Here is a 13,399-nt window from a genome sequence, read left to right as displayed (position 1 = left end):
TCGGCCATCCGCTCACGATGAACCCGGTCCTGGTGGTGGTGGGGCCTACGGGGGTGGGGAAAAGCCGCCTGGCCCTGGAGATGGCCCAAAAGCTGGGGGGGGAGATTATCAACGCCGATAGCCGGCAGGTGTATCGCTACATGGATATCGGCACCGGCAAGCCCGGGCCCCAGGACAGGGCCCTCGTCTCCCATCACCTTCTTGATATCGTGGACCCCGACCAGGAATTCAGCCTGGCACTCTTCCAGCCCCGCGCCTATCAGGCCATTGAAGTGGTACTTCAAAGGGCAAAACTCCCCATCCTGGTCGGTGGCACCGGCCAGTATATCTGGGGTGTGGTGGAGGGGTGGCAGGTGCCCCGGGTCCCCCCTGATAGCGCCTTCCGCCAGGAGATGGAGGAGAGAGTCCGGAGGGAGGGCATCGGCCCCCTCTTTGACGAGCTCAGGGCCATGGACCCCGAGGTTGCCTCCAGGATTGACCCCCGGAATGTCCGCCGGGCCATCCGGGCCCTGGAGCTGGCCCGGGCAGGGGTCAGGGGCCGGGAGAAGAGGCCTCCCCCCTATAGGTTTCTCATCATCGGTCTCACTGCCCCCCGGGGGGAGCTTTATGCTAGGATAGATAAGAGGGTGGATGATATGATAGGCCGGGGCTGGGTGGAGGAGGTGAGGGCGCTTCTGGACAAGGGCTACAGCCCGTCCCTCCCCGCCCTCTCCAGCGTGGGCTACCGGGAGATAATGGGCTATCTCCGGGGGGAGGCGGGCCTTCCCCAGGCGGTCCAGCGCATCAAATACGCCACCCACAGCTTTGCCCGCCGCCAGTCCGCCTGGTTCCGGCTGGATGACCCCAGGATAAGCTGGCTGGAGGCAAGAGGTGGCGAGGTAGAGAGGGCCTTTGCCCTGGTAAAGGAGGCCTTTGAGGTTCGTTAAGCTCCAGGCGTCGGGGAATGACTTTATCCTGGTAGACTGGCGGGGCCAGCCGGGGAGGGACTGGCCTGCCCTGGCCCGGAGGCTCTGCCACCGCCAGCTGGGGGTGGGGGGCGACGGCCTCCTCCTGGTCCTGTCCTCAAGGAAGGCCGACCTTTCCATGCGCCTGTTTAACCCCGACGGCTCCGAGGCCGAGACCAGCGGCAACGGCCTGCGCTGCTTCGCCAAGTATGCCGTGGAAGCCGGCCTGGCCCCAAGAGACGGTGTCAAGGTGGAGACCAGGGCCGGGATAAAGACCATTGTCCCCTTCCTTCAAAGGGGGAAAGTGGCCCGGGCCCGGGTGAATATGGGCACCCCCCGCCTCGCCCCCAAAGATATACCCGCAGATTTGCCACTTGACATAACACAAGCCCTGGACTATCAGTTGAAGGTGGGGGGGAGGGTCCTGCGGGCGAGCCTGGTGTCCATGGGAAACCCCCATGCCGTGGCCTTTATCAGGGGAGATGTATCGGCCTTCCCCCTGGCCCGGCTCGGCCCCCTGGTGGAGAGCCACCCCCTCTTCCCCCAGCGGACCAACTTTGAGGTGGCCCGGGTGGTTTCCCGGCGGGAGATAGAGGCCCGGGTCTGGGAGAGGGGGGTGGGGGAGACCCTCTCCTGCGGCACCGGGGCCTCGGCCATCATGGTGGCAGCCAGGCTCCTGGACAAAGTAGCGGAAGAAGTCAGTATCCGCCTGCCGGGGGGCACTCTGGGCCTCTCCTGGGATGGAGAAGGCGATGTCTACCTCACCGGCTATGTGGAGCAGGTCTTTGAAGGAGAAATAGCGGAGGACTGGCTATGAAGTTTGCCCGGCGTGTTGAAAACCTGCCCCCATACCTCTTCGTGGAGATATCCCGGAAGATAGCGGAGAAGCGGGCCAGAGGGGAGAGGGTCATATCCTTCGCCATCGGCGACCCCGATATCCCCACCCCTCCCCACATCATTGACCGCCTCTGCGAGGCGGCCCGGGACCCCAGGAACCACCGCTATCCTGAGACGGATGGCCTCCTGGAGCTGCGCCGGGCCATCGCCCGCTGGTATGAAAGGCGCTTCGGCGTATCGTTGGACCCGGGCAAGGAGGTCCTGCCCCTCATTGGCTCCAAGGAAGGGATAGGACATATCGCCCTGTGCTTTATTGACCCCGGCGACATCGCCCTTGTCCCCGACCCCGCCTACCCGGTCTATTCTATGGGCACCATCTTCTGCGGCGGCACCCCTTACTACATGCCCCTTCGTGAAGAGAACGGCTTCCTCCCTGACCTGGAGGCCATCCCACCCGATGTGGCCAGGAAGGCCAAGCTGATGTGGCTCAACTACCCCAACAACCCCACCGCGGCGGTGGCGGGGCTGGAGTTCTTTGAGAGGGCGGTGGCCTTCGCCCGGAAATACGGCCTGGCCCTCTGCCACGATGGGCCTTATACTGAGGTGGCCTTTGACGGCTACCGGCCGGAGAGTTTCCTCCAGGTCACGGGGGCCGGGGAGGTAGGGGTGGAATTCCACTCCTTTTCCAAGACCTACAATATGACCGGGTGGCGCATCGGGATGGTGGTGGGGAATGCCGGGATGGTGGAGGCCCTGATGAAGGTCAAGTCCAACCTGGACTCGGGCATTCCCCAGGCCATCCAGCACATGGCCATAGCTGCCCTGGAGGGGCCCCAGGACTGTATCCCTGACCACAACCAGGTCTATCAGCATCGCCGGGACCGTCTGGTGGCCACCCTCAACCGCATCGGCCTCCGTGCCCCCGCCCCCAGGGCCAGCCTGTATGTCTGGGCGAGGGTGCCCCAGGGCTTTACCTCCACCTCCTTCACCACCCGCCTCCTGGAGGAGACGGGGGTGGTGGTCACCCCGGGCGTGGGCTACGGGAAGGCAGGGGAGGGGTATGTCCGCCTCTCCCTCACCCTCTCCGACGAGGACCTGGAGGAGGGCATCTCCCGCCTGGAGAAGTGGAGGAGTTGACATAAAACACAGGAGAGTTGACATAAACACAAGGGAGGAGCTGGTGGAGAGGGTGATGCTGGTGGCGGTGGGGGGGAAACAGGGGAAACATCAGGACGGCTGGACCGTGGAAAGCTCCCTGGACGAGCTTGGCCAGCTGGTGGCCACGGCCGGTGGGGAGGTGGTGGGCAGGGTCATCCAGCACCTCTCCCAGCCTTCTCCCACATCCTATCTGGGGAAGGGCAAGCTGCTGGAGCTTCAGGCCCGGCAGGGGGAGATAGGCTACAACACCGTAATCTTTGATGATGAGCTTTCCCCCCACCAGCAGAGTAACCTGGAGGAGATGCTGAAGGTGAAGGTCCTGGACCGGACAGCCCTCATCCTGGATATCTTTGCCCAGAGGGCCCGCACCCGGGAGGCGGAGCTCCAGGTGAAGCTGGCCCAGCTTGTCTATCTTCTGCCCCGCCTGGCCGGCCAGTGGAGCCACCTGGAAAGGTTGGGGGGTGGCATCGGCACCCGGGGCCCGGGGGAGGCGCAGATTGAAACCGACCGCCGCCTCATCAGGGACAGGATATCCCGTCTCCGCCGTGAGCTGGAGATTGTGAGACGCCAGCGGGCCCTCTACCGCACAAAGCGGCAGGAGACGGGGGTCCCCGTGGTGGCCCTGGTGGGCTATACCAATGCCGGGAAAAGCACCCTCTTGAACGCCCTCACCCGGGCCGAAGTCTTTGTGGAGAACAGGCTCTTTGCCACCCTGGACCCCACCACCCGCCAGCTCAAGCTGCCCGGGGGGAAGAAGGCCCTCCTCACCGATACCGTGGGCTTTATCAGAAAGCTGCCCCATACGGTGGTGGCGGCCTTCCGGGCCACCCTGGAGGAACTGGAGGAGGCCCACCTCCTGCTCAATGTGGTGGACATCACCCATCCCAGCGCCCCCCAGCAGAACCAGACGGTGGAAAAGACCCTGGAGGAGCTGGGCCTGGCCGGCAAGCCCCGCCTCCTGGTGCTCAACAAAGTGGACCTGCTTGCCGGGCCCAGGGACGACCTGGAGGGCTGGGCCAGGGAAGACACCGTCCTCATCTCCGCCACCCAGGGCTGGGGCCTGGACCGGCTCCTGGAACTCGTCGCCCAGAAGCTCCAACCCCAGCCCCCCGTCCATTTTCTCTAGTTTATGTCAACAACCTCCTCTGGAAGGAGTTCGCACAATTATCGTTATGTCAGACAAGGATGGTTCGTTTTTGGGTGGCAGGCGTGGTATAATCCACCTTTGGATAGATATGAACTCCGTCGGGGTGGACATTATTGAGGTGGGCCGGATAGAAATGGCCGTAAGCCGCTGGGGGGCGCGCTTCCTGGTGCGGGTGTTTACGCCGGCGGAGCTGGAGCTCTGCCGAAAGAAGCCCGCCTCCCTGGCGGCCCGGTTTGCTGCCAAGGAGGCGGTGATGAAGGCCCTGGGTGGGGCCCAGCGCTGGCGGGAGATTGAGGTGCTCAGGGGCCCCAGGGGCGAGCCCCGCCTCAGGCTCTTGGGCAAGGCCAGGGCCCGGGCCAGAAGGCTCGGCCTGGAGCTGGTGGTCTCCCTGTCCCACTGCCGGGAGTATGCCATAGCCTCGGTGGTAGGAAACCGCCGTTGAAGCTGGTCACCGCCCATGAGATGCGGGAGATAGAGAATAGGGCCGGGGCCCAGGGCCTGGATGGCTCCACCCTCATGGAAAGGGCGGGGCTTGGTGTGGCCAGGGAGGTGGCGCGGGTGCCGGGGGAGATATCAGGCCGGGAGGTGCTGGTCCTGGTGGGCCCGGGGAACAATGGCGGGGACGGCCTGGTGGCAGCCCGACACCTCCGGGACTGTGGGGCAATGGTCTCCCTTTACCTCCTGGGCCGGGATGACCCGGAGGAGTCCCTCCTGCTGGAATGCCGCCGCCGACAGGTCCCCTGGGCCCGGGGGGAGGAGGACCAGGACCTGGCCGTCCTGGGGCGTTTCCTCGCCACCGCCAATGCTGTCCTGGATGCCCTCTTTGGCACGGGGAGGTTCCGGCCCCTGGAGGGCCTTTTCAGGGCCGTCCTGGAAAAGGTGGGGGAGGAGAAAAAGAAGAGGCCGGGGCTGAAGCTGATAGCCCTGGACCTGCCCTCGGGCCTGCACCCCGATACCGGCAAGGTGGACCCTGCCACCCCCACCTTTGATGTGACCATAACCGTGGGCTACCCCAAACGGGGCCTCTACGCCTTCCCGGGGGCCAGCCACACGGGGAAGATAGCCTTTGTGGACCTGGGCCTCCCTCAGGAGGCAGCCGCAGATATCGCCACCGGGCTCCTCACCCCGGAATGGGCAGCCCGCCTTCTACCCGCGCGGCCAGCCGAGGCCAACAAGGGGACCTTTGGCCGGGTGCTGGTGGCGGCGGGGTCGGAGAACTACATCGGGGCAGCCTGTCTTGCCTGCCTGGGGGCCTACCGGGTGGGGGCGGGGCTGGTCGCCCTGGCCGCCCCCCGCAGCCTCTACCCCATCTTCGCCTCCGGGCTCACCGAGGCCACCCACCTCCCCCTCCCCGATGATGGGGGGTTCCTCAGCCTCAGGGCATGGCAGTCACTGGCGGAGAAGGTGCCGGGCTACGATGTCCTCCTCTTGGGATGTGGGATAGGCCGGGCCCCGGTGGTGTCCCGTTTCATGGAGGCCTTCCTGGGGTCGGGCCTGAAGAAGCCCCTTGTACTGGATGCCGACGGCCTGAACCACCTGGCGGGGAGGGAGGGCTGGTGGGAGAGGCTGCCCGAGGCTGCTGTCCTTACCCCCCACCCCGGTGAGATGGCCCGCCTGACGGGCCTTGCCGTGAATGAAATCCAGGGGGACCGCCTGGAGGTGGCCCGGCGGTTTGCCGGGAGGTGGGGCAAGGTGCTGGTGCTGAAGGGGGCCTTTACCGTGATAGCCTCGCCCGGGGGTGAGGTCCGCCTTTCCCCCTTTGCCAACCCCACCCTGGCCTCGGCGGGGACTGGGGACGTGCTGGCCGGGGCCATCGCCGGGCTCCTGGCCCAGGGCCTTTCCCCCTTTGACGCCGCCTCCCTGGGGGTCTATCTCCACGGCCTGGCGGGGGAGCTGGCCAGGGAGGAGTTGGGTGAGGCAGGGGTCGTGGCCTCGGACCTCCTGCCCCTGCTGCCCAGAGGGATAAAGAAGTTGAAAGGGGAGCATGGCTAAGGAGAAAGGGCTGCTCCTGGCCCTGGATATCGGCAATACCAATGTAACCGTGGGGGTCTTTGACGGGGAAAAGCTCAAAGCCACCTGGCGCATCGCCTCCGGGGTCCACCGCATGCCCGACGAGTATGCCTCGGTCCTCCTCAACCTCCTGCCCCTGGAGCACATCGCCGTCGCCTCGGTCCGGGAGGCGGTCATCTGCTCAGTTGTGCCCTCTCTGGAGGTTACCTTTATCAGCCTCCTGGAGCGCTACTTCGGCATAACCCCCCTGGTGGTGGGGGTGGGGGTGAAGACGGGGGTGAAGCTCGCCACCGAAAACCCCCGGGAGGTGGGGGCGGACCGGGTGGTGAACGCCGCCGCCGCCCAGCGGCTGTACGGCGGCCCGGTAATCGTCATTGATTTCGGCACCGCCACCACGTTTGATGCTGTCTCCCGCGAGGGGGACTACCTGGGCGGCGCCATCGCCCCGGGCATTGACATCGCCGCCGAGGCCCTCTTTCTGCGCACCGCCAAGCTGCCCCAGGTGGAGCTTACCAGGCCCAAAAACGCCATCGGCCGGAACACCGTCTCGGCCATGCAGTCGGGTATCATCTTCGGCTATATCGGCCTGGTGGAGGGCATCGTGGCCAGAATACGCCAGGAGCTGGGGGGGGAGGCCAGGACCGTCGCCACCGGGGGCTATGCGGAGATTATCGCCCGGGAGACCCCGGTCATTGAGATGGTCAACCCCGACCTCACCCTTATCGGCCTGAGGATGATATATGATATGAACCGGGAGAGGAAAAAATGAAGGCGCTTGAGGGGAAGAAGCTCGTCCTGGGGGTTACCGGCGGCATCGCCGCCTACAAGGCCGCCGACCTGGCTTCAAAGCTGGTCCAGGCCGGAGCTGAAGTCTATGTGGTGATGACCCCCTCGGCCCAGGAGTTTGTCTCACCTCTCACCTTTGAGGCCCTCACCGGCCAGCCCGTTACCACCGATATCTTTGAGCAGGGCGAGTTCAGCATCCAGCATGTGGCCCTGGCGGACCTGGCCGATGCCGTGGTGGTGGCCCCGGCCACCGCCAACAACGTCGCCAGGATTGCCTCGGGCCTGGCCGATGACATGGTCTGCCTCACCGTCCTGTCCACCAGGGCCCCGGTGGTCATCGCCCCCGCCATGGACGAGGGGATGTTCCAGGCCCCCGCCACCCAGGAGAACCTGAAAAAGCTCCAGGAGAGGGGCCTGGTCATCGTCGGCCCCGCCTATGGCCACCTGGCCTCGGGGAAGGAAGGGTGGGGCCGGATGGAGGAGCCCGAGAAGATAATCGGCACCCTCAGATGGGTGCTGGGGAGGGGTGGAGACCTGGCGGGCAAGAAAATTGTGGTCACCGCCGGGGGGACCCAGGAGCCACTGGACCCGGTAAGGGTGCTCAGCAATAGGTCTTCCGGGAAGATGGGCTATGCCCTGGCCGAGGCCGCCCGGGACCGGGGGGCCCAGGTGGTCCTGGTCTCCGCCCCTACAGCAATCGCCCCGCCCGTGGGGGTGGAGTTTGTGCCGGTGAATACCGCCCAGGAGATGAAAGATGCGGTGGCAAAGGCGGTCAAAGGTGCCCAGGTGCTCCTCATGGCCGCCGCCGTGGCCGACTACCGGCCGAAGAAATACGCCGGGCAGAAGCTCAAGAGGGGCCAGGCTCCTGTTATCTCTTTGGAGCTGGAGCGCACCCGTGACATCCTGGCAGAAGTGAAGGGCGACTTCCTGAGGGTGGGCTTTGCCCTGGAGACCGAGGACCTGGTGCCCAACGCCAGGAAGAAGCTCAAGGAGAAGGGCCTGGACCTGGTGGTGGCCAACGATATTTCAGCCCTTGCCCAGGACCAGAGCCAGGCGGTGCTCATAGACAAGTCCGGCAAAGCCCAAAAGCTCCCGCCGTTACCCAAGCCGGACATAGCCCACCGGGTTCTGGACAAGGTGGCGGGGCTTCTAGGAGGTGGCGGATGATGTTGCTCATGGACGGGGTGAAATACGAGGAGTGGATCCCTCCGGACGAGGAGGCCCTTGAGGAGGTGGTCAAGGAGCACCACGAGGACATCTTTGGCGAAGGCTCGCTGTATTTCGACATCAAGTCGAAGATCAGCGGAAGCTCAGTGGCTTCTATCCCGGATGGCTACGCCATCAGATTCGAACCCGACCAGTGGTGGGTGGTGGAGGTGGAGCTTTCCACCCACGACGTATATGGTCATATTCAGCCACAGATAGGGAAGTTCCTTGCAGCCGTGGGGAAACTCGAAACGCGTGCCGAGCTCAAGAAGAAGTTGTACGGCGAGATAGTTGCCGACGAACAGGTGAAGGCGGACCTTCAAGGCAGGAAGGGGGGAGAGATCTTCAAATTGCTCTCCGACCTACTTGACCAGCCACCCAAGGTTGCCGTAATCATAGACAGCGAGGCTCCCGCGTTGGCGGACTTGTCGCTTTCTGTTCCTCCTGAAGTTGTCGAATTCCGCACGTTCCGCCGGGCTGGGGCCGGGGCGCCTGCGCACATCCACCAGTTTGAGCCGCTGGTGACGCCGTCCCGCGTGCAGTGTCCACCTGCGCCTTTCGACACAATCGTCGTCCCTGCTCAGGAAGAAGGGTTTCTGGAGACGTTCTTGGGTGAAGACAGATGGTATGCTGTTCGCGTAAGTGAGCGAAAGATCCCAAGTATCAAGTACATTGCCGTATACCGCGTTGCCCCCGTCTCTGCTATAACACACTGGGCTCCCGTGCGCTCTGTGGAACCGTGGCCTGAAGAACGCGGCAAGTTCGTTGTGAACTTCGCTGAAAAGGCGAGGGAAATTGCCCCGATCAAAGCCGCGATTGGCGGCAAAGTGAAGAAGCTTCAAAGCCCCGCGTACGCCGTTCTGAAGAGGCTCCTCAAGGCAGAGAATCTGGACGACGTCTTCGGATGACGGACGGTGACGGGGCATTTCTGGGGGTTCTGGCTGGGCGTCCCGGCTACGGGGTTTCCAAAGGGGGTTGCCCCCTTTGGCGGGGGTTTGGGGGTGTCCCCCAGATTCTTATTTTCCCCCCTTCCTTGAGGAAGGGGGCCAGGGGGATGGTGAATTAGATGCCTGAACTCCCCAAGGCCTATGAGCCCAAGCAGGTAGAGGAGCGCCTCTACCGCTCGTGGATGGAGGGGGGGTATTTCACCCCCAGGATAGACCCGCAAAGGGAGCCTTTTGTTATTATCATGCCACCGCCCAATGTCACCGGGGAGCTCCACCTGGGCCATGCCCTCACCGCCACCCTGGAGGATATCATGGTCCGCTGGCACCGGATGCGGGGGGAATCCACCCTGTGGCTCCCCGGCCGGGACCACGCCGGCATCGCCGCCCAGTTCGTGGTGGAGAAGCAGCTCGCCAGCGAGGGCCTCTCCAAAAGGGACCTGGGCAGGGAGAAGTTCCTGGAGCGGATGTGGCTGTGGATGGAGAAGTATGGCCGGGTAATCGCCGAACAGCACAAGAGGCTGGGGGCCTCCTGCGACTGGGCCAGGGAGCGCTTCACCATGGACCCCGGCCCTTCCCTGGCCGTCCGAACCACATTTGTCCGCCTGCATAGAAAAGGCCTCATCTACCGGGGGGAGAGGATTATCAACTGGTGCCCCCGCTGCCAGACCGCCCTCTCGGATTTAGAGGTGGACCACCAGGAGGTAAAAGGCAAGCTGTGGTATGTGTGCTATCTCCTGGAAGGGGAAGAGGGCTATATCACCGTGGCCACCACCCGCCCCGAGACCATCCTGGGGGATACTGCCGTGGCGGTGAACCCGGAGGATGCCCGTTTTCATGCCCTGGTGGGGAAGAAGGCCGTTCTCCCGGCAGTGGAGAGGGTCATCCCCATCATTGCCGACGGGGTGGTGGACCCCGCCTTTGGCACCGGGGCCGTGAAGGTCACCCCCGCCCACGACCCCGTGGACTTTGACATCAGCCAGCGCCAGGGCCTGCCACTGGTGAACATCCTCAACCCCGACGGCACCATGAACCAGAACGCCGGGCCCTTCGCCGGCCTGGACCGCTTTGAATGCCGGAAAAGGCTCCTGGAATACCTGAAAGAGCGACAACTTTATGTCAAGGAGGAGGAGCATATCCACGCCGTAGGGCACTGCTACCGGTGCGGGACGGTGGTGGAGCCCTGGGCCTCAAAGCAGTGGTTTATCAAGATGGAGCCCCTGGCCCGGCCCGCCATCCAGGCAGTGAATGAGGGGCGCATCCGCATCATCCCGGAGCACTTCGTCAAGGTCTATCTTAACTGGATGGAGAACCTGAGGGACTGGTGCATCAGCCGCCAGCTCTGGTGGGGCCACCGCATCCCCGTCTGGTACTGCGGGAAATGCCAGGGGATAACGGTTGCCATGAAGGACCCGAAAGAGTGCCGCAAATGCGGCTCAGAGGATATCGTCCAGGACCCCGATGTGCTGGACACCTGGTTCTCCTCCGCTCTCTGGCCCCATTCAACTCTCGGCTGGCCCCGCCGCACCAGGGACTTCGGCTACTTTTACCCCACCTCGGTCATGGAGACGGGCTATGACATCCTCTTCTTCTGGGTGGCGCGGATGATAGTGATGGGGCTGGAGAACACGGGGGAGGTGCCCTTCCGCACCGTTTACCTCCACGGCCTCATCCGTGACGAAAAGGGACAGAAGATGAGCAAGGTGAAGGGGAATGTCCTCAACCCCCTGGAGCTTATTGACCGCTATGGGTGCGATGCCCTGCGCTTTGCCCTCACCATGGGGGTGGGGCCGGGGAATGACCTCCGTCTCTCCCCGCAGAAGCTGGAGGCGGGGCGCAACTTCGCCAACAAGCTGTGGAACGCCGCCCGGTTTGTCCTGAGGAGCCTTGAGCAGTATGGCAACCTGCCACCTTCACCCCCGGATGTGGAGGAGCGCTGGCTCAGGAGCCGCCTGAACCGGGTGGTGGCCGAGGCCAACAGGTTGATGGAGGCCTATCTCTTCGGTGAGGCGGAGAGCCTCGTCCATGATTTTGTCTGGGGGGAATACTGCGACTGGTATGTGGAGCTCTCCAAGCTGAGGCTCCAGCGGGGGGAGAACCCCCTGCCCACCCTGGTGGAGGTCCTGGAGACCTCCCTCCGCCTGCTCCACCCCTTCATGCCCTTCGTCACCGAGGAAATCTGGCAGAAATTGCCCGGGCCAGGAAGGTCCGAAAGTATCATGGTGGCCCCTTTCCCCCGGGCCGATGAGAAAGCCTTTGACCCCGAAGCGGAGGAGGAGATGGAGGCGGTGATAGAGGTCATCCGCTCCGTCCGCCACTCCAGGACCGAGCGCAAGATTGAGCCGGAAAAATTTCTGGAGGCCCGGCTCTATTCCCGGGGAAACAGGGCAAACCTTTCTGCCCATGCCGCGGCCATAGAGGCCCTGGCGAGGGCGAGGCCCCTCAGCATCTATGAAGGGGCCCGGCCCGCCGGGGACAGGGGGATTGTCCTGGTGGTCAAGGCGGGGGAGGTGCTCCTCCCCCTGGAGGGGTTGGACCTGGAGAGGGAACGCCAGCGCTTGGAGAAAGAGAAGGAACTGGCCCACCAGGAGCTTACCCGCCTGGAGGCCCGGCAAAGGGACGAGAACTTCGTCTCCCGGGCCCCCCGGGAGGTGGTGGAGGCGGAAAGAAGCAGACACGCCCTCCTCACCGACAGGCTCCAACGGCTGGGGGAGGAGGTTTCCAGGCTGGGGTAGCACATACAAGGGTTATCTTTCAGACCCGAGCTTCTTCTCAGCCCAGCCAGCCGATGAGATTCCACCCCTTCCATATGGGGTAGCTGTTCCCACTGTAGATAAGCGTCCCATTCTCATTGGCAAGAATCCAGTAGCCCTTCCCCCTCTCCAGCACGGTCAGGTCGCTCAAGGCAGGGTTGAGCGGGTCGTAGAGCTTCCAAGTCTGGGTGCGGCCGTCAAAACCCCAAGCATAACGATACTTCCCGGCAATGCTCGCCAGGGCAATGGCCGGCGTTGTCGCTGAGAGGGCAGTCAGATTGAGATTGGTAACCCCCCCGGCCGTCCATGTGGCCGTCTGCGTTGCGTCGTAGCCCCTCACGCGGAAGGTCACGGTCATGCCGGAGTAGGTCCGGCCCAAGGGCTGGTCGATGTCCAGGACGTAGATGCCTGAGGCATCGATGGTATTAGTGATGTACGTGTACCCAGCGACCGTCCCGAACACCGCCGACCCGATAGGGGGCGGTATCCCCTCCAGCGTCGAGGTGCCATAGAAACGGTGCACCATGGGCTGGGCGAGGGCCGCCGTAGGCAGAGTAATAAGCACCACCAGTACGGACAGGGCCAGTATTGTGAACCTGCTCATTTGTCCTCCTCCCTTACGCCATTGGGAGAGAAGGCGATGGCTCGTATCGTGCCTAAGTATGTCTTCCAGTTGAGGAAACGTCAAGGGGTGAAGTGAGTCAGAGTCCGGCGGCCTCCCAGGGGTGGAGGGGGGTGGAGAGGCGGAGGAGGGAGTCCAGGCCCTTCTTGGTATCGCTGGCCACCCGGGCCTGGTCGCTGTGGGCTACCCGGTAGCGGAAAAGCCAGTAGGTGAACTCCTTCTGGTCTCTGAGTCTCAGAGAGTGCTTTCGGGGTAGTTTCTTTTCCCGCCGGAAGCGCTGCCAGAGCTCTTCCCGGGGGATATCGTATATGCGGCAGAAGGCCTCCTCCCCCATCTCGTCGTCGTTGCAGCACCACCCCAGCCGCTCCTTTCTCACCTCTTCCGCCACCGCCTGCTGGAGGGCCTCCTCCACGGTAATGCCGTAGAAGTAGTTGAGATAGGCCTTATACTTGGCCGGGCCCAGGAGCCGGCGAAACTCCTCCCGGCTGAGACCCAGGGGAGGCCGCCCGCGGAAGAGGAGGTCTTCAAGCTCTTTCTGGGGTATGTCCCGCGCTATCCCATAGCTGAGCCTTTCTGCCAGGAGGAGCCAGTCAAAGGCCTCGCCCCCGATGAGATAGCGGAAGGTCCTGCCACGGTACATCTCCTCGGGCTCCTTCCAGCGGCCCATGGCCTCCAGCAGGGCCGTGAACCAGTGCTTTCCCCCGCCGACCTCCTCTTTGAGCTCTTTGATGATTTCCTGATGGCCCCCTGTGGGGTGGGCTTTCCTGGCCCGCTTCATCCCTTTTCTCTCTTGAAGAAGGCCCTGACCTTTTCCAGGGGCCAGGTGTTGATGATATCCCCGGCCTGGCACCAGCCCCGCCGGGCCAGGTGCTCGATGGCCCGGGCCGCCCTCTGGTAGGCCCTTATCTTGAAGGGGTTCTCCCCCTTCATCTCCAGCAGGTCCCCGATGTCATAAAAGACCTTGGCAATGGCAGTGTTTTTCACTGGTCCGG

At 63.8% G+C, this 13,399-nt stretch carries 13 protein-coding genes; 10 read left to right on the top strand and 3 right to left on the bottom strand.

Annotated features, from left to right (window positions below; genetic code table 11):
- Positions 1-17: 17 nt before the first annotated feature.
- The 10 genes from miaA to KJ624_03810 all read left to right on the top strand — a co-directional run bounded on the left by miaA (position 18) and on the right by KJ624_03810 (position 11,767).
- A complete protein-coding gene (miaA, locus tag KJ624_03855; GenBank protein ID MBU2008970.1) occupies positions 18-926 on the top strand; it encodes a tRNA (adenosine(37)-N6)-dimethylallyltransferase MiaA in 909 nt (302 codons plus the stop codon).
- A complete protein-coding gene (dapF, locus tag KJ624_03850) occupies positions 913-1,761 on the top strand; it encodes a diaminopimelate epimerase (protein MBU2008969.1) in 849 nt (282 codons plus the stop codon). The genes miaA and dapF overlap by 14 nt, the downstream gene beginning before the upstream one ends.
- Positions 1,758-2,918, top strand: a complete 1,161-nt coding sequence (locus KJ624_03845; GenBank protein ID MBU2008968.1) for an LL-diaminopimelate aminotransferase — start codon at positions 1,758-1,760, stop codon at positions 2,916-2,918. The genes dapF and KJ624_03845 overlap by 4 nt, the downstream gene beginning before the upstream one ends.
- A 55-nt stretch (positions 2,919-2,973) precedes the next feature.
- Positions 2,974-4,065, top strand: a complete 1,092-nt coding sequence (gene hflX, locus KJ624_03840) for a GTPase HflX (protein ID MBU2008967.1) — start codon at positions 2,974-2,976, stop codon at positions 4,063-4,065.
- Positions 4,066-4,174: 109 nt separating this feature from the next.
- Entirely contained in the window at positions 4,175-4,528 is a 354-nt protein-coding gene (gene acpS, locus KJ624_03835) for a holo-ACP synthase (GenBank protein MBU2008966.1), read from the top strand.
- The gene (locus KJ624_03830; protein MBU2008965.1) at positions 4,525-6,078 is read left to right on the top strand and encodes an NAD(P)H-hydrate dehydratase; all 1,554 of its coding nucleotides are present in this window, start codon (positions 4,525-4,527) and stop codon (positions 6,076-6,078) included. Before acpS ends, KJ624_03830 begins: the two co-directional genes overlap by 4 nt.
- Positions 6,079-6,088: 10 nt before the next feature.
- Entirely contained in the window at positions 6,089-6,865 is a 777-nt protein-coding gene (locus KJ624_03825; GenBank protein MBU2008964.1) for a type III pantothenate kinase, read from the top strand.
- Complete coding sequence (gene coaBC, locus KJ624_03820; GenBank protein MBU2008963.1) at positions 6,862-8,049, top strand: bifunctional phosphopantothenoylcysteine decarboxylase/phosphopantothenate--cysteine ligase CoaBC; 1,188 nt, start codon at positions 6,862-6,864, stop codon at positions 8,047-8,049. The genes KJ624_03825 and coaBC overlap by 4 nt, the downstream gene beginning before the upstream one ends.
- Positions 8,046-8,996, top strand: a complete 951-nt coding sequence (locus KJ624_03815) for a hypothetical protein (protein MBU2008962.1) — start codon at positions 8,046-8,048, stop codon at positions 8,994-8,996. Before coaBC ends, KJ624_03815 begins: the two co-directional genes overlap by 4 nt.
- Before the next feature lie 158 nt (positions 8,997-9,154).
- Positions 9,155-11,767: a valine--tRNA ligase gene (locus KJ624_03810; protein MBU2008961.1), complete on the top strand. Its 2,613-nt coding sequence runs from the start codon at positions 9,155-9,157 to the stop codon at positions 11,765-11,767.
- 37 nt (positions 11,768-11,804) lie between these two features.
- On the opposite strand, the gene KJ624_03805 is transcribed toward KJ624_03810, so the two are convergent.
- The 3 genes from KJ624_03805 to KJ624_03795 all read right to left on the bottom strand — a co-directional run bounded on the left by KJ624_03805 (position 11,805) and on the right by KJ624_03795 (position 13,391).
- A complete protein-coding gene (locus KJ624_03805) occupies positions 11,805-12,389 on the bottom strand; it encodes a hypothetical protein (GenBank protein ID MBU2008960.1) in 585 nt (194 codons plus the stop codon).
- Between the two features lie 97 nt (positions 12,390-12,486).
- On the bottom strand, positions 12,487-13,185 hold the full coding sequence (locus KJ624_03800; protein MBU2008959.1) for a hypothetical protein: 699 nt from the start codon (positions 13,183-13,185) through the stop codon (positions 12,487-12,489).
- Positions 13,182-13,391: a PHP domain-containing protein gene (locus KJ624_03795; protein MBU2008958.1), complete on the bottom strand. Its 210-nt coding sequence runs from the start codon at positions 13,389-13,391 to the stop codon at positions 13,182-13,184. Before KJ624_03795 ends, KJ624_03800 begins: the two co-directional genes overlap by 4 nt.
- Positions 13,392-13,399 lie beyond the last annotated feature (8 nt).

The sequence above is a fragment of the Chloroflexota bacterium genome (assembly GCA_018825785.1).
In the GTDB taxonomy this organism is placed as follows: domain Bacteria; phylum Chloroflexota; class Dehalococcoidia; order JACVQG01; family JAHKAY01; genus JAHKAY01.
This window is presented reverse-complemented; position numbering and strand designations above follow the sequence as displayed.